This window comes from Pseudomonas sp. LSJ-87 (genome assembly GCF_032971465.1).
Classification (GTDB): Bacteria; Pseudomonadota; Gammaproteobacteria; order Pseudomonadales; family Pseudomonadaceae; genus Aquipseudomonas; species Aquipseudomonas putida_Z.
In genome coordinates this window covers 19,470-39,226 of sequence record NZ_JAWJYQ010000004.1, presented here as the reverse complement: position 1 = coordinate 39,226, position 19,757 = coordinate 19,470, and the positions used below count along the sequence as shown (strand labels likewise).

The 19,757-nt window shown below is 64.4% G+C and carries 14 protein-coding genes; 5 read left to right on the top strand and 9 right to left on the bottom strand.

The window, feature by feature from the left end:
• Positions 1-122 precede the first annotated feature (122 nt).
• Entirely contained in the window at positions 123-1,250 is a 1,128-nt protein-coding gene (locus RYH74_RS05215; RefSeq protein WP_286101899.1) for a GNAT family N-acetyltransferase, read from the bottom strand.
• A 263-nt stretch (positions 1,251-1,513) separates the two neighbouring features.
• Between RYH74_RS05215 and RYH74_RS05210 the strand changes: the two genes are divergently transcribed.
• Positions 1,514-2,758 carry a putative porin gene (locus tag RYH74_RS05210; protein WP_015271304.1) on the top strand — a complete coding sequence of 415 codons (1,245 nt, stop codon included), beginning with the start codon at positions 1,514-1,516 and terminating at the stop codon, positions 2,756-2,758.
• 200 nt (positions 2,759-2,958) lie between these two features.
• On the opposite strand, the gene RYH74_RS05205 is transcribed toward RYH74_RS05210, so the two are convergent.
• Both RYH74_RS05205 and hrpA read right to left on the bottom strand, forming a co-directional pair.
• On the bottom strand, positions 2,959-4,080 hold the full coding sequence (locus RYH74_RS05205) for a beta-ketoacyl-ACP synthase III (protein WP_015271305.1): 1,122 nt from the start codon (positions 4,078-4,080) through the stop codon (positions 2,959-2,961).
• 237 nt (positions 4,081-4,317) lie between these two features.
• Entirely contained in the window at positions 4,318-8,223 is a 3,906-nt protein-coding gene (hrpA, locus tag RYH74_RS05200) for an ATP-dependent RNA helicase HrpA (RefSeq protein ID WP_025340176.1), read from the bottom strand.
• 533 nt (positions 8,224-8,756) lie between these two features.
• Here hrpA and RYH74_RS05195 point away from each other — a divergent pair.
• Entirely contained in the window at positions 8,757-10,121 is a 1,365-nt protein-coding gene (locus RYH74_RS05195; protein WP_075045994.1) for a glutamine synthetase family protein, read from the top strand.
• Positions 10,122-10,145: 24 nt separating this feature from the next.
• A complete protein-coding gene (locus RYH74_RS05190) occupies positions 10,146-11,453 on the top strand; it encodes an NAD(P)/FAD-dependent oxidoreductase (protein WP_075045995.1) in 1,308 nt (435 codons plus the stop codon).
• Between the two features lie 102 nt (positions 11,454-11,555).
• Here RYH74_RS05190 and fadD1 read toward each other — a convergent pair whose 3' ends face one another.
• On the bottom strand, positions 11,556-13,253 hold the full coding sequence (gene fadD1 / locus RYH74_RS05185; protein WP_025340179.1) for a long-chain-fatty-acid--CoA ligase FadD1: 1,698 nt from the start codon (positions 13,251-13,253) through the stop codon (positions 11,556-11,558).
• A 360-nt stretch (positions 13,254-13,613) separates the two neighbouring features.
• Positions 13,614-15,302 carry a long-chain-fatty-acid--CoA ligase FadD2 gene (gene fadD2 / locus RYH74_RS05180; RefSeq protein WP_015271310.1) on the bottom strand — a complete coding sequence of 563 codons (1,689 nt, stop codon included), beginning with the start codon at positions 15,300-15,302 and terminating at the stop codon, positions 13,614-13,616.
• A 219-nt stretch (positions 15,303-15,521) separates the two neighbouring features.
• Here fadD2 and RYH74_RS05175 point away from each other — a divergent pair, with 219 nt between their 5' ends.
• Positions 15,522-16,466 (top strand): alpha/beta hydrolase, encoded by a 945-nt coding sequence (locus tag RYH74_RS05175; protein WP_317409050.1) that lies wholly within the window; start codon positions 15,522-15,524, stop codon positions 16,464-16,466.
• A 34-nt stretch (positions 16,467-16,500) separates the two neighbouring features.
• Positions 16,501-16,971, top strand: a complete 471-nt coding sequence (locus RYH74_RS05170) for a MaoC family dehydratase (RefSeq protein ID WP_012273633.1) — start codon at positions 16,501-16,503, stop codon at positions 16,969-16,971.
• 126 nt (positions 16,972-17,097) lie between these two features.
• Here the strand turns inward: RYH74_RS05170 and RYH74_RS05165 are convergent, their stop codons facing one another.
• From RYH74_RS05165 to RYH74_RS05150, 4 genes are read right to left on the bottom strand one after another with little or no spacing between them, the layout of a single operon-like run.
• On the bottom strand, positions 17,098-18,336 hold the full coding sequence (locus tag RYH74_RS05165; protein WP_317409049.1) for an RNA polymerase sigma factor: 1,239 nt from the start codon (positions 18,334-18,336) through the stop codon (positions 17,098-17,100).
• On the bottom strand, positions 18,336-18,821 hold the full coding sequence (locus RYH74_RS05160; RefSeq protein ID WP_317409048.1) for an SRPBCC family protein: 486 nt from the start codon (positions 18,819-18,821) through the stop codon (positions 18,336-18,338). The genes RYH74_RS05165 and RYH74_RS05160 overlap by 1 nt, the downstream gene beginning before the upstream one ends.
• Before the next feature lie 21 nt (positions 18,822-18,842).
• Complete coding sequence (locus tag RYH74_RS05155) at positions 18,843-19,187, bottom strand: YciI family protein (protein WP_013973721.1); 345 nt, start codon at positions 19,185-19,187, stop codon at positions 18,843-18,845.
• Positions 19,188-19,231: 44 nt separating this feature from the next.
• Positions 19,232-19,657: a YybH family protein gene (locus tag RYH74_RS05150; RefSeq protein WP_025340184.1), complete on the bottom strand. Its 426-nt coding sequence runs from the start codon at positions 19,655-19,657 to the stop codon at positions 19,232-19,234.
• Positions 19,658-19,757 lie beyond the last annotated feature (100 nt).

Genomic DNA, 19,757 nt, shown 5'->3' with positions numbered 1-19,757 from the left:
CTGTACTGGCCTCTTCGCGGGTAAACCCGCTCCCACAGGGACCGCACAAATTTCACGGTCTGTGCAGTACCTGTGGGAGCGGGTTCACCCGCGAAAGGGCCGGCACAGGCAATATGAATGGATCAGTCCCGGCGATAGGGCAACATCCCCCTGGCCTCCTCGGCATAGGCCCGTACCCCTTCTCGCTCCTGCGCCAGAAAATCCTCCACCGCCCGCCGCAGCCCCGGGTGCAGCAGGTAGTGCCACGACCGCGTCAGCACCGGCTCGAAGCCGCGAATCAGCTTGTGCTCCCCCTGCGCCCCGGCATCGAAACGCTGCAGCCCTTCGGCGATGGCAAAGTCCATGCCCTGGTAGAAACAGGTTTCGAAATGCAGCCGGTCGAATTCGTCCAGGCAGCCCCAGTAGCGGCCAAACAGGCTGTCGCCCCCCACCAGGCTCAGGGCCATGGCCACATCACGGCCACCCTGCCGCGCCATCACCACGCGCAAGGCCTCGGGCATGCGCTCGGCCAGCAGGCTGAAGAACTCGCGTGTCAGGTAGGGCGCACGGCGGCGCACCGCGTAGGTATTGGCGTAGCAGCGGTAGACGAAATCCCACTGCGCCTCATCCAGTTCACCCCCACGGTACCAGCGGAATTCAATACCGTGCCCGGCCACCTGTTCACGCTCCTTGCGCATCTGCTTGCGCTTGCGCGAACTCAGGCTGTCGAGAAAATCCTGGAAGTCACGGTAGCCGTGGTTGCGCCAATGAAACTGGCAGCCCAGGCGCTCCATCCAGCCCCGCTGGCCGGCCAGCTGTTCGTCCAGCGCCGGCTCGGTGAAATTGATGTGCGCGCCAGACAGCCCGCCCTTGCCCAGGTACTCCGGCAACGCCTGCAGCACCAGCAGACCATCGGCTGGGTCGGCGGCGAGCAGGCGCGGGCCACTGACCGGGCTGAACGGCACGGCACCGAGCAGCTTGGGGTAGTAGGCAATGCCGGCCCGCTCACAGGCATCGGCCCAGCCATGGTCGAACACGTACTCGCCAAACGAGTGCCATTTGCGGTACGCCGGCAGCAGCGCCCGTACCTGCCCGTCACGTTCCAGCACCAGGTGCTCGGCGGCCCAGCCGGTGTTGCGCGCGACGCTGCCGCTGTCCTCCATGGCGCTGAGAAACGCATGGCGCAGGAACGGTTGGCCGGCCGGCACCAGGGCATCCCAGGTGGCCGCCGGTAAATCACGCAAATGGGCAAGGCTGTACAGGCTGGTCACGGTTTCGGCTCGCTGTTTCAAGGTACCCAGTATCCCCAAGGAAGGCCCGCCACTCAAATCACGATAGCCGGGACAGATCCTTTTATTCTCAATTACTTAACCGCAGTGCCACTAATTCGACATTAATCTGTCATTCGCCCCCGCAATACTTGCGCCTGTTTTCCGGAACCCCAGAACCTGTCTATTCAGGCCCTTTCCGAAGACATGCCAACACAGGGGCGGGCGCTTGAGCCTCCCCCATCTTATTCAACAGGGAGAACCTTATGCGTCTTGTTTCTACACTTACCGGAGTGAGCCTCACCGGCATGATGCTGGCTCTGAGTACTCCGGCCAGTGCAGCTGTCGACGCCAAGCTGCTCGAAATGCTCCGCGCCAATGGCTCGATCAACCAGGCGCAGTACAACGAACTGCAGGCGGACCTGGCTCAAGAAACCAAGGAAAAGGCCGCTCAGAAAGCTCAGTCCGAACGGATGAGCTCCTTTGAACAGAAAGTGGCATGGGCCGCCAAGACCCAAGTCAAGGGTGATGTGCGCCTGCGTTACGAAGACGTCAACGTCGACGACCCGAACAGCAGCAGCGGCAACCAGGACCGCCAGCGCGTGCGTGCCCGTGTCGGCTTCTACAGCGAAATCAACCCGCAGGTGGACGCGGGCATCCGTATCGCCACCGGCAGCAGTGCCGACCGCCGTTCGACCAACCAGAGCTTCGACAACTACTTCGACAAGAAGTCGCTGTGGGTCGACCAGGCGTACCTCGACTGGCACCCGACTGCAGTTCCCAACCTGCACCTGATTGGCGGCAAGATGGCGCAGCCATGGGTGAGCATGGGCGACATCATCTGGGATAGCGACATCAACCCGGAAGGCGTGGCAGCGACCTACAAGACCGACCTGGGCGGGGCCGAAGTGTTCGCCAGCGCCGGTCAGTACACCCTCAAGGACAACGTCGATGGCGACGGCGTGCAATACAAGCATGACGCACAGGTCTATCACGGCCAGTTGGGCGCCAAGTTCGCCCCGGCAGACGTGCTCAAGCTGACCGTAGGTGCCAGTATCTATGGCTATGACAACGACAAGGAAGCTACCATCCTGCAGTCGTTCGGCAACACCACCAACGAGTTCAACCTCGTGGAAGGCTTCGGCCAGCTGGACTTCACCGGCTTTGCCATCCCACTCTCTGCTTACGGCCAGTATGTGAAAAACACCGAAAGCACCGATGGGGAAGACCAGGCCTGGTTGGCGGGCCTGAAAACCAAGGTCGGCGCCTGGAGCCTGGACTACAACTACCGCGACGTGCAGCGCAACGCCGTGGTCAGCCTGTTCACCGACTCCGACTTTGGCAACGGCTTTACCGGTTCGCGCGGGCACAAGTTCAAGGTCGGTTATGAAATCGACAAGAACTTCTCCCTGGGCGCTGCCTACCTGATGGCCAAGACCGACCTGTCGCAATTGCCCAACAGCGATGCCGATGTAGATACCCTGCAGGTCGATCTGGAAGCCAAGTTCTAAGCGAAACCCTGCACTGCTTCACCTGAAGCGGGAAATGCCGACCCCATCCGGCATTTCCCGCTTTTTTTTGCCTGGCAGAAATGCGCCGGCCTTTTCGCGGGTAAACCCGCTCCCACAGGGCCCCCACAGATCTCAGGGCCTGTGGAGTACCTGTGGGAGCGGGTTCACCCGCGAAGAGGCCGGTACTGGCTTGCGCTCAATCAGCGCTTGCGCAGGATCACGCTACCAATCGAGTACCCCGCACCGAACGAGCTCAACACGCCCAGCGAGCCCTTGGCCAGGTCGTCCTGGTAAAGGTGGAAGGCAATCACCGACCCCGCCGAACTGGTGTTGGCATAACGGTCGAGAATCACCGGTGCATCTTCCTCGGCCACTTCACGCCCCAGCAGTTTCTTGACGATCAGGTGGTTCATGCTGAGGTTGGCCTGGTGCAGCCAGAAGCGTTTCACATCGCTTGGTTGCAGCCCGTTTTCCTGCAGGTGCTCACCGATCAGTTCTGCCACCTTCGGGCACACCTCGCGGAACACCTTGCGGCCTTCCTGGATGAACAGCTTGTCCGCCGCGCCCTCGCCCTCTTCCGCCGCGCGGTTGAGGAAACCGAAGTTGTTACGGATGTTGTTGGAGAACTCGGTCCACAGCTTGCTGCTGACGATGTCGAACTGGTGCGCCGAGGTGGCCTTGTCGGCACGCTCGAGCAGCACCGCAGTGGCAGCATCACCAAAGATGAAGTGGCTGTCGCGGTCACGGAAGTTCAGGTGGCCGGTGCACACCTCCGGGTTGACCATCAGCACCGCGCGCGCCTGGCCCAGGGCCACGCTGTTGGCGGCGGTCTGGATGCCGAACGTGGCCGACGAGCAGGCCACGTTCATGTCGAAGGCAAAGCCCTGGATGCCCAGCGCCTGCTGCACTTCGATGGCGATGGCCGGGTACGGGCGCTGCAGGTTGGAGCAGGCGACGATCACCCCGTCGACATCGGCCGCCGTGCGACCGGCGCGCTCCAGGGCCTGGCGGGCAGCGGCCACGGCCATTTCGCAGAGCACCGACGGTTCGTCGTTGGAGCGCTCGGGCAGGCGCGGTTTCATGCGCTGCGGGTCGAGGATGCCGGCCTTGTCCATGACGAAGCGGCTCTTGATGCCCGAGGCCTTTTCGATGAACGCGGCATCGGACAGCGGCGCCGCCTCGACTTCACCGCGCTCGATGGCGGCGGCGTTGTCCTGGTTGAACTGCTGCGACCAGGTGTTGAAGGACGCCACCAGTTCTTCGTTGGAAATGCTCTGGGCCGGGGTGTACAGGCCGGTGCCGCTGATCACGACGTTATGCACGGTCGTTCCTCTGGTCAAAGGCCATCGCCACGGGGCGCTGGCTGGAAACATGACAGGTTAATGGCACTTTAGTGCCAATTTATAGGCGAGGGCTGCGCCCTCGTTCGCGGGTAAACCCGCTCCCACAGGGGTTGCGCCGCTCCCGAGGACACTGCTGTACCTGTGGGAGCGGGCGTGCCCGCGAAGGGGCCGCCAGGCGGCCCCAAATTGCATCAATATTGCCACAACTGTGGAAGTTTAGCCCTCCACCTGGCTCCATTGCTTGCTCAATCGCTTGTCGGAAATCGGCACCTTGGTCCCCAACTGCTGGGCAAACAGCGAAACCCGATATTCCTCCAGCCACCAGCGGTACACCGTCAGTTGCTCATCACGCTTGCCCTCCTGGGCATGCTTGTCGGCACGGGCCTTGTACTGCGCCCACAGGTTGGCCAGCTCACCGCTCCACACCCGGTCCTTCTGCACCTGCGAACCCAGCTTCTCCAGGCGCAGTTCCACCGCCTTGAGGTAACGCGGCAGCTCCTTGAACCAGCCCCCAGGGGTTTCGCGCACGAAGCCTGGGTACACCAGGTTGCCGAGCTGTTGCTTGATGTCGTTCAGCGCCACCGCCTGGCTCAGGTCGATCTTGCCCTTGAAGCGCTTCTGCAGCCCATGCCACAGCTTCAGCACTTCCAACGTCTGCCGTGCCAGGCGCTCGGCATGCTCGGCCCAGCTGCCGCGCTTGCGCTCGGCCAGGCCAGCCAGGGCCGCACCATCGCGTGGCAGCGGCTGTTCGCCTTCGAGGATGCAGCTGTCCAGGCTGGCCAGCAGAATGTCCTCGACCAGCGCCTCGACCCGGCCCATTTCACGGTACAGCAGGCCCAACTCGGTCAGCCCCGGCAGCTTGCCGCGCAGGTACTTGGCCGGCTCGGCCAACTGCTGCAGCAACAGGCGCTGCAAGGCGCGGCGGTGCTGGAACTCGGCCTCGGCCTGGGTCGAGAAGCGCCCTTCGCGTACGGTGCCGCCCTCTTCCACCAGTGCCGGGTACACGGTCATCGACAGGCCGGCGATCTTCTGCTGCGCGGTCTGCTTCACCTCGCTGAAAGCCTTGGCCTGCACCGGCTGCTCGCTCTTGGCGTCACGCGGCACGGCCAACGCTGCCTGGCTGGCTGCTGCAAAGCGCGCGGTCAGCTCGGCCAGGTCGCGGCCTTCACCCAGGAACTTGCCCTGGCCATCGACCACTTCGATGTTCATGCGCAGGTGGCCTTCAACCAGGTTGACCGACTCGTCCCAGGCCTCGTCGGGCACACGGGCGCCGGTCATGCGCAGCAGTTCCTGGCCCAGGGCTTGCGGCAATGCGCCCTGGCCGAAGGTCATGCGCGCCAGCGAGGCCTTGACGAAGTCCGGCACCGGCACGAAGTTCTTGCGCAGGGCCTTGGGCAGGTTGCGCACCAGCGCCACGCACTTGGCTTCCAGCAGGCCGGGCACCAGCCACTCCAGGCGCTCGCCCGGCAGGCTCGGCAACAGCGGTGCCGGCACCCGCACGGTCACGCCATCGCGGGGGTGGCCGGGCTCGAAGTGGTAACTCAGCGGCAGGCGCAGCTCGCCCACCTGCATGCTGTCGGGGTACTGCGCGGCGGTGACTTCGCTGGCCTCGCGGGCCAGCACGTCCTCCTCGCGCATGATCAGCAGGTTGGCGTCCTTCTGGCTGCCCATGCGGTACCAGCTGTCGAAGGTCGCGGTCTGGTGGATTTCCGCCGGCAGACGCGCTTCGTAGAAGGCGTACAGCGTCTCTTCGTCGGCAAGGATGTCACGGCGGCGGGCCTTGGCCTCCAGCTCGTCGAGCTCTTCCAGCAGGCGCTTGTTGGCCGCCAGGCACTTGGCCCGCGACTGGATTTCGCCACCCACCAGGCCTTCGCGGATGAACAGCTCGCGCGAGGTGACCGGGTCGATCGGGCCGAAATGCACCGGCCGACGGCCGACCAGGATCAGGCCGTACAGGGTGATCTGCTCGTAGGCCACCACCTGCCCGCGCTTCTTCTCCCAGTGCGGCTCGAAGTGGTTCTTCTTGACCAGGTGGCCGGCCAGCGGCTCGATCCAGTCCGGCTCGATCCTGGCCACCATGCGTGCGTACAGCTTGGTGGTTTCGACCAGTTCGGCCGCCATCACCCACTGCGGGCGCTTGCGCCCCAGGCCCGACGACGGGTGCACCCAGAAGCGCCGCTGACGGGCACCCTGGTAGTCGCCCTCTTCGGTCTTCTGGCCGATCTGGCTGAGCAGGCCACTGAGAATGGCCTTGTGCATTTTCGGGTAGTCGGACGGGTCCTTGTTCACTGTCAGCTGCAGGTCACGGCAGATCAGTGCCAGCTGGCGATGGGCATCGCGCCATTCGCGCAGGCGCAGGTAGTTCAGGAAGTTCTTGCGGCACCAGTTGCGCAGCGGGTTGGCAGTCAACGCCTGGCGCTGTTCCTCGAAGCCACGCCACAGGTTGACCAGCGCGGCGAAGTCGGAATCCACATCCTTCCATTGCGCGTGCGCCTGATCGGCCGCCTGCTGGCGCTCCGGCGGGCGTTCGCGCGGGTCTTGCACCGACAGCGCACTGGTGACGATCAGCACTTCCTGCAGGCTGCCCAGGCGGGCGCCTTCGAGCAGCATGCGGCCCAGCCGCGGGTCGATCGGCAGGCGCGCCAGCTGGCGGCCGATCGGCGTCAGCTGGTTTTCGCGGTTGACCGCCGACAGCTCCTGCAGCAGGTTGAAACCATCGCTGATGGCCTTGCCATCCGGCGGCTCGATGAACGGGAAGGCGTCGATTGCGCCCAAGCGCAGGTGCAGCATCTGCAGGATCACTGCCGCCAGGTTGGTGCGCAGGATCTCCGGGTCGGTGAACGCCGGTCGGCTGTTGAAATCCTCTTCGCTGTACAGGCGCACGCAGATGCCCGGCTCGACCCGGCCGCAGCGGCCCTTGCGCTGGTTGGCACTGGCCTGCGACACGGCCTCGATGGGCAGGCGCTGCACCTTGGCGCGGTAGCTGTAGCGGCTGATGCGCGCGGTACCGGTGTCGATCACATAGCGGATGCCCGGCACGGTCAGCGAGGTTTCCGCAACGTTGGTGGCCAGCACCACACGGCGTCCGGTGTGTGGCTGGAAGATGCGCTGCTGCTCGGCCGGCGACAGGCGCGCGTACAACGGCAGAATCTCGGTGTGGCGCAGTTGCGCCTTGCGCAGGATCTCGGCGGCATCACGGATCTCGCGCTCGCCTGGCAGGAAGATCAGCACATCGCCGGGGCCCTTGCCCTCGCTTCGTTCGTGGTGCGCAAGCTCGTCCAGCGTGGCGAGGATGGCCTGGTCGACGGTGAGGTCGTCCTCGATCTGGTTGCCCTCCTCGTCCTGCTCGCTGGTCAGTGGGCGGTACCAGGTTTCCACCGGGAAGGTACGCCCGGACACCTCGATGATCGGCGCGCCGTCGAAGTGTTTGGAGAAGCGCTCCAGGTCAATGGTCGCCGAGGTGATGATCAGCTTCAGGTCCGGGCGGCGGTGCAGCAGGGTCTTCAGGTAGCCGAGCAGGAAGTCGATGTTCAGGCTGCGTTCGTGGGCTTCGTCGACGATGATCGTGTCGTAGCGCTCGAGGAAGCGGTCGTGCTGGGTTTCGGCCAGCAGGATGCCGTCGGTCATCAGCTTGACCAAGGTGTTGGCGTCGCTCTGGTCCTCGAAGCGCACCTGGTAGCCGACCAGCCCGCCCAGGGGCGTGCCCAGCTCTTCGGCAACCCGCGCGGCAACGCTGCGGGCGGCGATCCGGCGTGGCTGGGTGTGGGCGATCAAGCCATGGCTGCCACGGCCCAGTTCAAGGCAGATTTTCGGCAACTGTGTGGTCTTGCCCGAGCCGGTTTCGCCGGCGATCACCAGCACCTGGTGCTCGGCCAGGGCCTTCTTGATTTCGTCACGCTTGGCAGCGATGGGCAGGCTGTCGTCGTAGCGCACGGTCGGCACGCTCTGCTGGCGCGCGGTGACCTGGGCGCAGGACGCCTGGACCTTTTCCACCCACTGCGCCAGCTTCGCCTCGTCGGGGCGCTTGCGCAGTTCGTGCAATTGCCGGCGCAGGCGATGGCGGTCGGCGATCATGGCGTGGTCGAGGTTTTGCAGCAGTTTGTCGATGGCGTGGTCAGTCATGGGGCTTTTTAGTGATGCAGGTGAGCCTGCTTTTTCATGATCGGCATTCGAAGGATGCGCGATTGTCGCAGATTTGCCGGTTCTCTGCTGCCTGTGCCGGCCTCTTCGCGGGTAAACCCGCTCCCACAGGGACCGCACAACACCCAGCCTTGATGCAATCCTGTGGGAGCGGGTTTACCCGCGAAGAGGCCAGGTGCAACGGCACAAATGTTTAGCCAGGTGCGATGTCAAGGTTGCCATTCACTGCTTTAATCAACCTTACGCCGCATGTGAGTATCAAAGGCATGACTCCCGTCCAGCCCATCGCCCCACCCTCGTCCCGCCCTTCGCAAGCGAAGGCCCGGCGCCGTGCCGGTGAGAATCCGCTGGTCCATATCATCCTCGCTTTCTGGGCCCTGTGGCACTGCCGTCACGCACGCCCACCGGATTTCTCGCTCACGCCGTTGTGACCAGACCCGGCCGTCTTCCGGCCGTTTGACTCAGCCGGGCCGCCTGCATGCGCGGTGGCCCGTGCGCCCGTGAGCGAATCCATCATGCACTTTGCACCTGTAGAGCAGGCCAGCCGTTTTCTGGCCGACAACCCCGATATCGAACTGTTCGAACTGTTCATCCTCGACGCCAACGGCGTACCGCGCGGCAAGCTGCTGCACCGCGAGGAACTGCTGGCCGTGTACCAGACCGGCCGGCCGCTGCCCAGCACCATTCTCGGCCTGACCCTGAACGGCGACGACGTGGAAAACTCCGGCCTGGTGTGGGACGTGGGCGATATCGACTGCCGCGCCTACCCGCTTGAAGGCAGCCTGGTGCGCCTGCCCTGGCGCCGGGTGCCGACTGCCGCGGTGCAGGTGAGCATGCACCCGAACGAGGGCCTGCCGGCCAGCATCGCCGACCCGCGCCATGTGCTGCTGCGTACCATCGAGGCGTTGAAGGCCGACGGCTACCATCCGGTGATGGCCTGCGAGCTGGAGTTCTACCTGCTCGACCAGCAACGTGATGCCCAGGGCCGCCCGCAACCGGCGCTGGACAACGACGGCGGCCGCCCACGCACCACCCAGGTGTATGGCCTGCGCGAACTGGAGCAGATCGAGCCGTTCCTTGCCGACCTCTACGCCGCCTGCAAGGCCCAGGGCATCCCGGCGCGCACGGCGATTTCGGAATACGCCCCCGGCCAGGTGGAAATCACCCTCGAGCACGGCGACGCCCTGCAGGCGATGGACCAGGCCGTGCGCTACAAGCGCCTGGTCAAAGGCATTGCCCACGCCCATGGCATGCAGGCCTGCTTCATGGCCAAGCCGTTCGCGCAACTGGCCGGTACCGGCATGCACATGCACCTGAGCCTGGCCGACAGCGCCGGCAACAACCTGTTCGCCAGTGAGGACAAGGCCGGCACCCCGCTGCTACGCCAGGCCGTGGCCGGCATGCTGCGCCACCTGCGCGACTCGCTGTTGCTGTTCTGCCCCAACGCCAACTCGTTCCGCCGCTTCCAGGCCAACAGCTATGCCCCGCTGGCGCCAACCTGGGGCGTCGACAACCGCACCGTGAGCCTGCGCATACCGGGCGGCCCGGCCAACAGCCGGCATGTGGAGCACCGCATCTGCGGCGCCGACGCCAACCCCTACCTGGCCGCTGCGGCGATCCTTGCCGCCAGCCACCGGGGCATCCGCGAACAGCTGGACCCGGGGGCACCGGTGGAAGGCAACGGCTATGCCCAGGCCACCGAACACCTGCCCACCGACTGGCTGACTGCCCTCGACGCCCTGCAGCATTCCAGCTGGGCTCGCGAAGCACTGGGCGAGGACTTCCTTGGCGTGTACCTGAAGGTCAAGCGCGCCGAGTACCGCCAGTTCATGGCCGAAGTCAGCGAGCAGGACTGGCGCTGGTACCTGCACCAGGCCTGAGCCCCCAGATAACAAGGAACCCCCATGAACGCAGCATTGAACAAGGGCCCGGCGCAGCGCGCGCCGTCCTATTACAGCGCCACCCTCAACGACCACACCGAGTACCCGCAGCTCAAGGGCAGGGTACAGGTGGATGTGGCGATCATCGGCGGAGGCTTCACCGGCGTGGCCACGGCGGTGGAACTGGCCGAGCGTGGCCTGAAGGTGGCCATCGTCGAAACCAACCGCATCGGCTGGGGTGCCAGCGGGCGCAACGGCGGCCAGGTCACCGGCAGCCTGTCGGGTGACGAAGCCATGCGCACGCAGATGCGCAACCGCCTGGGTGCCGAGGTCGATGACTTCATCTGGCACTTGCGCTGGCGCGGCCACCAGGTGATCGAGCAGCGCGTGGCGCGCTACGGCATCGACTGCGACCTCAAGCGCGGCCACCTGCACGCGGCCATGAAGTCCTCGCACATGGACGAGCTGCGCGCATTCGAAGCCGAGGCCCGGCGGCGCGGCATGGGCGAGCAGGTGCAATTGCTGGACCGCGAAGCCATGGCCGAGCACCTGCAAAGCCCGCTGTACCTGGGCGCGCTGAAGAACCTGCGCAACCTGCACCTGCACCCGCTCAACCTGTGCCTGGGCGAGGCCCGTGCCGCCCATGGCCTGGGGGCGCTGATTTTCGAAAACTCCGAAGTGCTGGACATCGTCCACGGCCCGCGCCCGGCGGTGGTCACCGCCCACGGGCGGGTCGAGGCGCGCCAGGTGATGCTGGCCGGCGATGTGTACCACAAACTGGAAAAGCGCCAGCTCAAGGGCAAGATCTTCCCGGCCATGGGTGGCATCGTCACCACCGCACCGCTGGGGGAACTGGCCGAACAGATCAACCCGCAGGACCTGGCGGTGTACGACTGCCGCTTCGTCCTCGACTACTACCGCCTGACCGCCGACAAGCGCCTGTTGTTCGGCGGTGGCGCCAACTATTCCGGCCGTGATTCACGGGATATCGAAGGCGAACTGCGCCCGTGTATCGAGCGCACCTTCCCGGCGTTGAAAGGCGTGCCGATCGAGTTCCAGTGGAGCTGCGCCATGGGCATCGTGGTCAACCGCATCCCGCAGCTGGGCAAGCTGTCGGACAACGTGTGGTATTGCCAGGGTTATTCGGGGCACGGCATTGCCACCAGCCACATCATGGGCGAGATCATGGCCGAGGCGTTGACCGGGACGCTGGAGAAGTTCGACACCTTTGCCCAGTGCAAGCATGTGCGGGTGCCGATGGGGGACTTGCTGGGCAACCCGCTGCTGGCGGCGGGGATGTGGTACTACCAGATGCTGGAGAAACTGCGCTGAAGCATTCGCGGGCACGCCCGCTCCCACAGGTACAGCGCAGCCCTCTGGCTCGGCGCTATACCTGTGGGAGTGGGCGTGCCCGCGAAGAGCCAGTGAGGTCGATCAGGCGATCTTCTTCAAACCCTGTTTCTTCAGCTCTTCATCGCGCAGCTCGCGGCGCAGGATCTTGCCCACGTTGGTGGTCGGCAGCGCGTCGCGGAACTCGATCTGGCGCGGGACCTTGTAGCCGGTGACGTTGGCGCGCATGTGCTCCATCACCTGTTCCTTGGTCACGGTCATGCCCGGCTTGACCACGATGAACACCTTGATCACTTCACCGGACTTCTCGTCCGGCACACCGATGGCCGCGCATTGCAGCACGCCCGGCAGGGCCGCCAGCACATCTTCCAGCTCGTTGGGGTACACGTTGAAGCCGGAGACCAGGATCATGTCCTTCTTGCGGTCGACAATGCGCATGTAGCCGTCCGGCTGGATCACGGCGATGTCACCGGTCTTCAGCCAACCATTGCTGTCGAGGATCTCGGCAGTGGCCTCTTCGCGCTGCCAGTAGCCCTTCATCACCTGCGGGCCCTTGACGCACAACTCGCCCACCTCGCCCAACGGCAGCTCGTTGCCATTGTCGTCGATGACCTTGCACAGGGTGGACGGCACCGGAATACCGATGGTGCCGACCTGGTTGGCCTCCGCCGGGTTCACCGCAGCCACCGGGCTGGTCTCGGTCATGCCATAGCCTTCGCAGATGGCGCAGCCGGTCACGGCCTTCCAGCGCTCGGCCACGCTCAGTTGCAGGGCCATGCCGCCGGACAGGGTGATCTTCAGCGCCGAGAAGTCCAGGGCACGGAACGCCTCGTTGTTGCACAAGGCAACGAACAGGGTGTTGAGGCCAACGAAGCCGCTGAACTTCCACTTACCCAGCTCCTTGACCATGGCCGGCAGGTCACGCGGGTTGCTGATCAGCACGTTGTGGTTGCCGATCAGCATCATTGCCATGCAATGGAAGGTAAAGGCGTAGATGTGATACAGCGGCAGCGGGGTGATGAGGATTTCGCAGCCTTCGTGCAGGTTGGAGCCCATCAGCGCCCGGCACTGCAGCATGTTGGCCACCAGGTTGCGGTGGGTCAGCATCGCGCCCTTGGCCACGCCGGTGGTACCACCGGTGTATTGCAGCACCGCCACATCGTTGGCCTGCGGGTTGGCCTCGGTCACCGGCTGGCCCTTGCCCAGCGCCAGTGCGTCGTTGAAGCGTACGGCACGCGGCAGGTTGTAGGCCGGCACCATCTTCTTCACGTACTTGATCACGCTGTTGATCAGCAGGCGCTTGAGCGGCGGCAGCAGGTCGGCCACTTCGGTGACGATGACGTGCCTGACCTGAGTCTTGGGCACCACCTTCTCGGCCAGGTGGGCCATGTTGGCCAGGCACACCAGGGCCTTGGCGCCGGAGTCGTTGAACTGGTGTTCCATTTCCCGTGCGGTGTACAGCGGGTTGGTGTTGACCACGATCAGCCCGGCACGCATGGCACCGAATACCGCCACCGGGTATTGCAGTACGTTAGGCAGCTGCACGGCAATGCGGTCACCCGGCTTGAGGTCGGTATGCTGCTGCAACCAGGCGGCAAACGCCCCCGACAGCGCATACAGCTCGCCATAAGTGATAGTCTTGCCCAGGTTGCTAAAGGCCGGTTTGTCGGCAAAGCGTTGGCAGGATTGCTTGAGTACCGCCTGGATATTGGGGAATTCGTCAGGATTGATTTCCGCCGTAATCCCGGCTGGGTACTTATCCTTCCAAAAATGTTCGATCATGGAAGCCCACTCCTTCAGCAACAGCGAAGTTCGATTCACGCGTCGATGCGCTTATTATTGATATGAGATGACGGCTCGTTGCAAACCGGATCATCTGAAAGCGGGCCGAGAGTAACAGCTTTGCCTGGGGTCGCCTAGAGGCCAAAACAGGCCTCACGGTCACAAAAATGACTCAATGAACAATACAGGTCATTTTTAGAGTAATTATCCAAAATGTCGCAGATCGGGCTGTAAACAGCCTGCTAGAGCGGTTTGAAAGCATTCGCGGGTGAACCCGCTCCCACACAGGTACTGCACAGGCCTTGAGAACTGCAAGACCCCTGTGGGAGCGGGTTCACCCGCGAAGAATCCAACTCGGTCTCAAGCGATATCCCGCAGCTCCCGCCGCAGGATCTTGCCCACCGGCGTCATCGGCAACGACTCGCGCAGCACGATGTGCTTGGGTACCTTGTAGCCGGTGAAGTTGGCCTTGCAGTAGGCCTTCAGCTCATCCACGCTCAGCCCGCCCTCGCGCGGCACCACGAACAGCTTCACCGCCTCGCCGGAGCGCTCGTCCGGCACACCGATGGCCGCGCAGTTGGCAACCTTGGGATGCCCCATCACCACATCCTCGATCTCGTTGGGGTACACGTTGAAACCCGAGACGATGATCATGTCCTTCTTGCGGTCGACGATGCGGGTGAAGCCGTCCGGGTCGATCACCGCGATGTCGCCGGTCTTGAACCAGCCTTCCGCGTCCAGGGCCTGGGCCGTGGCCTCGGGCTGCTGCCAGTAGCCTTTCATCACCTGCGGGCCCTTGATGCACAGCTCGCCCCGCTCGCCCAGCGGCAACTCGTTGCCGTCATCGTCGATCACCTTGAAGGCGGTGCCGGCCACCGGGATGCCCACCGTGCCCAGGCGCGCCAGCTGGCCATAGGGGTTGGTGCTGGCCACTGGCGAGGTTTCGGTCAGGCCGTAGCCTTCGACGATGCGGCAACCGGTAAGCGCCTCCCAGCGCTCGGCCGTGGCCTTGACCAGCGCGGTGCCGCCGGAGTTGGTGACCTTCAGCGCCGAAAAGTCGAGCTGGCGGAAGCCCGGGTGGTCCATCAGTGCGACGAACAGCGTGTTCAGGCCCAGCAAGGCGGAGAAACGCCATTTGCCCAGCTCCTTGATGAAGCCGGAAATATCCCGCGGGTTGGTGATCAGCACGTTGTGGTTGCCGGTGACCATCATGCACATGCAGTTCGCGGTAAAGGCATAGATGTGGTACAGCGGCAGCGGCGCGATCATCACTTCCTGGCCGTCCTTGATCAGCTTCTGCCCGTCCGGCCCGTGCTGCGAGAAGCAGGCCAGCACCTGCAGCATGTTGGCTACCAGGTTGCCGTGGGTGAGCATGGCGCCCTTGGCCAGGCCGGTGGTGCCACCGGTGTATTGCAGCACCGCAGTATCGTCCAGGCTGAGCGGCACCGGCTTGTGCGACAGCTCGCGGCCCTGGCGCAACACCTGCTTGAACGACACCGCCTGTGGCAGCTGATAGGCCGGGACCATCTTCTTCACCTTGTCGACCACGGTGTTGACCAGCCAGCCCTTGGCGGTGGGCAGCATGTCGCCCATCCTGGCCTCGATCAGGTACTCGATGCCTGTATCGGGCAACACCTCCTGCACGCGCTTGCCGAACATGTTCAGGTACACCAGCGCACGCGCGCCGCTGTCCTTGAACTGGTGGCGCATCTCGCGCTCGGTATACAGCGGGTTGGTGTTGACCACGATCAGGCCTGCGCGCAGGGCACCGAACACGGCGATGGGGTATTGCAGCACGTTGGGCATCTGCACCGCGATGCGGTCGCCCGGCTTGAGGTCTGTGTGCTGCTGCAACCAGGCGGCGAAGGCCGCCGAGTGGCGCTCCAGCTCCGCGTAGGTCAGGGTCACGCCCAGGTTGCTGAAGGCCGGGCGGTCGGCGAAACGTTTGCAGGAGCGCTCGAACACCTCGACGACCGAGGTGTAGGCATTGATGTCGATGGTGGACGGCACGCCCGCCGGGCGCTTGTCATTCCAGAAGTCGGCTTGCATTTATTATTGTTCCTCTGCCTGGACCTGCTGTAAGTCCTGTAGTCCTTTCACCTGCCCGCTTGAAAGCGAAAAGGCGTTGATCCGACGTTAGCAGGTAAGCCCAAGGCGGCATATACGCCAAGTGCCGCCATTAACATTGTGAATCTTATTTGTGCCCTTCCTGCAATCCGGTCGGTTGTGCATACACTGTTCGGGTACCTGTGCGCACAAGGACCCGCCATGCCTCACGACGCCTTCTGGCTGCCCGCCAGCGAGCACTGCAGCCTGTACGTGCACCAATGGTTGCCGGCCACACCGGTAAAAGCCGTGGTGTTGCTGGCCCATGGCATGGCCGAGCATGCCGGGCGCTACCAGCACCTGGGCCATGCCTTGAGCGAGGCCGGCTTCGCCCTGTTCGCCGCCGACCAGCGCGGCCATGGGCGCACCGCCGAACTGGGCAACCTCGGCCTGTTCGCCCGCCATCATGGCTGGAATGCCGTGGTCAACGACATCGGGCTGCTGGCCCAGCACATCGGCCAGCAATACCCGTGCACGCCGCTGTTCCTGTTCGGCCACAGCATGGGCAGCTACATCGCCCAGGCCTACCTGCTGCACCACAGTGGCAGCCTGCATGGGGCGATCCTCAGCGGCTCCAACTACCAGCCGGCGGCGCTGTACCACGTGGCGCGGCTGATTGCCCGGCTGGAAGCCTGGCGCCAGGGGCCGCTGGGCAAGAGCGCGCTGATCGAGTGGTTGTCGTTCGGCTCGTTCAACAAGGCCTTCAAGCCCAACCGCACGGCGTTCGACTGGCTCAGCCGCGACCCGGCGCAGGTCGACCTGTACGTCAACGACCCGCTTTGCGGCTTTCGCTGCAGCAACCAGTTGTGGCTCGACCTGCTGCAAGGCTTGGCGCAGATCAGCCAGCCGAGTAACCTCGCGCAGATCGATCCGAACCTGCCGCTGCTGGTAATCGGTGGTGAATGTGATCCGGTCAGTGCCGGCAAGCGTCTCACCCACCTGGCCGACGCCCTGCGCGCGACCGGCAATCGACATGTACAGCTGCGCGTCTATCCTGAGGCGCGGCACGAAGTACTCAACGAAACCAACCGTGACGAGGTCACCGCCGATATTCTCGGCTGGCTTGAACAGGCGCTTGCCCTTGGCCGCCCTGTGCGCAGTGAATGACAGCCGCCCTCGCCTACCGCTTAAGGAAGCCCCGATGTCCCAGGTCACCAACACGCCTTACGAAGCCCTCGAAGTCGGCCAGAAGGCCGAGTACAAGAAGTCCGTCGAAGAACGCGACATCCAGTTGTTCGCCGCGATGTCCGGTGACCACAACCCGGTACACCTGGACGCCGAGTTCGCTGCCAAGAGCATGTTCCGCGAGCGCATTGCCCACGGCATGTTCAGCGGCGCGCTGATCAGTGCTGCAGTGGCCTGCACCCTGCCTGGCCCTGGCACCATCTACCTGGGCCAGCAGATGAGCTTCCAGAAGCCGGTGAAAATTGGCGATACCCTGACCGTGCGCCTGGAAATCCTGGAGAAGCTGCCCAAGTTCAAGGTGCGCATCGCCACCAATGTGTACAACCAGAATGATGAGCTGGTGGTCCAGGGCGAGGCCGAGATCCTCGCACCGCGCAAGCAGCAGACCGTCGAGCTGGTGTCGCCGCCGAATTTTGTGGCTAGCTGAAGATTGATGCAGGCAGTACCGGCCCTTTCGCGGGTAAACCCGCTCCCACATGGACCTCACAGCATCAAGCCGTGACGCAATCCTGTGGGAGCGGGTTTACCCGCGAAGAGGCCGGCGCAGCCAACATCATTCGATAGCCTGCAACCGCCGCTCGATATGCCTGCGCTCCGGCTCCTGCCGGGTCAGCGCCAGCGCCTGCCGCCAGGCCGCCCGGGCCTCTTCCATATGCCCCAGCTGGTAATGCAGCTCGCCCCGCGTCGCATGCGCCAGGTGATAGTCCAGCAACTCTCCCCTCGCCAGAATCCCTTCGACTTCCCGCAGCCCAACCTCCGGCCCATCCCGCTTCGCCAGCGCCACGGCCCTGTTCAGTTCTACCACTGCTGACGGCCAATGCCGCTGCAGCACGTCATACAGCCCGACGATCTCCGCCCAGTCGGTCGCTTCGGCCGTAACCGCTTCGGCATGCACCGCCGCAATCGCCGCCTGCACGGTATAGGCACCGAACGCCCGGCTTTGCAGGGCCTGGCGCACCAGTTCGCAGCCTTCGGCAATGCGTTGCCGGTCCCACAGGCTACGGTCCTGCTGCTCGAGCAATACCAGGTTGCCCCGGCCATCGGTACGCGCGCGCTGCCGGGACGCCTGCAGCAACATCAGGGCCAGCAGGCCGACCGCCTCCGGGTCGGGCAGCAACTGCACCAGCAGGCGCGCCAGGCGAATGGCTTCATCGCTCAGCTCCTGCTGCAACAACGCCTCGCCCGACGACGCCGAATAGCCCTCGTTGAACACCAGGTAGATCACCCGCAGCACACTCTCCAGGCGCTCGGGCAGTTCGTTCAGCTCCGGCACCTGATAAGGGATGCCGGCATCGCGGATCTTGGCCTTGGCGCGCACGATACGCTGGGCGATGGTGGCCGGGCTCTGCAGGAAAGCACGGGCGATCTGCTCGGTGGTCAGGTCGCAGACTTCACGCAGGGTCAGCGGCACCTGGGCATCGGCGGACAAGGCCGGGTGGCAGCAGGTGAAGATCAGCCGCAGGCGGTCGTCGGCCAGCAGTTCTTCCTCGCTGGGGTCCTGCGCCTGGCCGTCGAGCAGCATGCTCAGGTCCGCCTGGGAACGGTCGAAACGGGCGCGCCGGCGCAGCGCATCGATGGCCTTGAAGCGGCCGGTGGACACCAGCCACGCCCGCGGGTTATCGGGGATACCGTCGCGCTGCCAGCGCTCGACGGCGATGAAGAAGGCATCGTGCATGGCCTCCTCGGCCAGGTCGAAATCACCCAGCAGGCGGATCAGCGTCGCCAGGATGCGCCGTGACTCGCTCCGGTAGACCGCCTCGACCTCGGCGCGCACCTGCGCCAATGCCGTCATCAGTCGGGCATCCGCTGGGTCACCACCTCCACCAGGCGGTCCAGGCTTTCTCCCCAACCCTGGTGGAAGCCCATTTCCTCATGGGCGCGGCAATCGGCGGCATTCCAGTGCAAGGCGCGGGCGGTGTAACGGGTTTTGCCCTTCTCCTCGTCAAAACTGATCACGGCAGTCATGAAGGCCTTGTCCGAAGGCACCCAGCCTGGGCCGAAGGCATCGGTGAACACCAGCCGCCGCGGCGCGGCGATTTCCAGGAACACGCCCTGGTTCGGGTACTCGCTGCCATCCGGCGCCCGCATCAGGGTGCGGAACAGGCCACCGACCCACAACTGCATCTCGCACTCCGGGGTGGTCATGCCGTGCGGCCCCCACCACTGCATCAGCCACTGGGGCTCGGTCCAGGCGCGGAACACCTTGGCCGGTGGCGCGTCGATCAGGCGGCTGATGGACAACTCGTGTTGCGCTTGCGCGGGGTGTGCAAGGCTCATGCTGGTAGGTCTCCATTGCTGTCAGGGTTGCAGTTCGCGCACCGGCCGCACCTCGACACTGCCGACCCGCGCGGCGGGGATGCCCTTGGCGATGTTCAGCGCCTCGTTCAGGTCGCGGGCTTCCACCAGGTAGAAGCCCGCCAGTTGCTCCTTGGTCTCGGCGAACGGGCCGTCGGTCAGGCTCATGTGCCCGTTGCGCATGCGCACTGTGGTGGCGGTCTGCACCGGCTTCAGCGCCTCGGCCGCCAGCATTCGCCCGGAGCCTTGGATGGATTCGGCATACGCCATGCATTCGGCGTCTTCCGGGCTGTCGGGCAGGCTGTGCAGCAGCCCCTCGTCACAATAGACCAGGCACAGGTATTTCATGGTCGCCTCCAGGGCATTGGCAAAGTGCGTTTGGCGATAACGGCTCAGGGCTTGAGATCGAACAGGGCTTTCTGGGTTTCCATGTCGAATGGCGCCGACCAGTGTTCGTGGATTACCTGCCACTGGCCACCTTGACGACGATAGCCCACGGTGGCGCGCATGAAGCCGCACTGGCTCTCGTTGTCCGCGGGGCCACAGCGGTTAAGCCAGTGCGCCAGGGCCAGGTCGCCAGCGGCATGCACGGTAAGTTCGGCGAATTCGAAAACCATCGGGCCGGGGCACATGCCCATGCACATTTCCCAGTGCGCCTGGTAGGTTGCCTTGCCTTTGAATTGCAGGGCCTGGATGGCATCGAAGGCGACGATGTCGTCGGCATAGGGAGCGACGATGTTGGGGATGTCGCGGTCGCGCACGGCCTGCATCCAGCGCTCGATCAATTGGCGGATCTCGGTTTCGGCTGCGGTGCTCATCGGGGGTTCCTCCGACAGGTCATGGGTGATTGGGCACGGGGTGCAACGTGCTCTCACCTATGGTCGAACGGGGGACGGAGGAATCGACAGGTCGAGGAAA

What these genes read in the sequence shown, in the direction of transcription:
- RYH74_RS05210 (WP_015271304.1), top strand. Translation starts at nt 1,514, where the DNA reads ATGCGTCTTGTTTCTACACTTACCGGAGTGAGCCTCACCGGCATGATG.
- hrpA (WP_025340176.1), bottom strand. Translation starts at nt 8,223, where the DNA reads ATGACTGACCACGCCATCGACAAACTGCTGCAAAACCTCGACCACGCC.
- RYH74_RS05195 (WP_075045994.1), top strand. Translation starts at nt 8,757, where the DNA reads ATGCACTTTGCACCTGTAGAGCAGGCCAGCCGTTTTCTGGCCGACAAC.
- RYH74_RS05190 (WP_075045995.1), top strand. Translation starts at nt 10,146, where the DNA reads ATGAACGCAGCATTGAACAAGGGCCCGGCGCAGCGCGCGCCGTCCTAT.
- fadD1 (WP_025340179.1), bottom strand. Translation starts at nt 13,253, where the DNA reads ATGATCGAACATTTTTGGAAGGATAAGTACCCAGCCGGGATTACGGCG.
- fadD2 (WP_015271310.1), bottom strand. Translation starts at nt 15,302, where the DNA reads ATGCAAGCCGACTTCTGGAATGACAAGCGCCCGGCGGGCGTGCCGTCC.
- RYH74_RS05175 (WP_317409050.1), top strand. Translation starts at nt 15,522, where the DNA reads ATGCCTCACGACGCCTTCTGGCTGCCCGCCAGCGAGCACTGCAGCCTG.
- RYH74_RS05170 (WP_012273633.1), top strand. Translation starts at nt 16,501, where the DNA reads ATGTCCCAGGTCACCAACACGCCTTACGAAGCCCTCGAAGTCGGCCAG.
- RYH74_RS05165 (WP_317409049.1), bottom strand. Translation starts at nt 18,336, where the DNA reads ATGACGGCATTGGCGCAGGTGCGCGCCGAGGTCGAGGCGGTCTACCGG.
- RYH74_RS05160 (WP_317409048.1), bottom strand. Translation starts at nt 18,821, where the DNA reads ATGAGCCTTGCACACCCCGCGCAAGCGCAACACGAGTTGTCCATCAGC.
- RYH74_RS05155 (WP_013973721.1), bottom strand. Translation starts at nt 19,187, where the DNA reads ATGAAATACCTGTGCCTGGTCTATTGTGACGAGGGGCTGCTGCACAGC.
- RYH74_RS05150 (WP_025340184.1), bottom strand. Translation starts at nt 19,657, where the DNA reads ATGAGCACCGCAGCCGAAACCGAGATCCGCCAATTGATCGAGCGCTGG.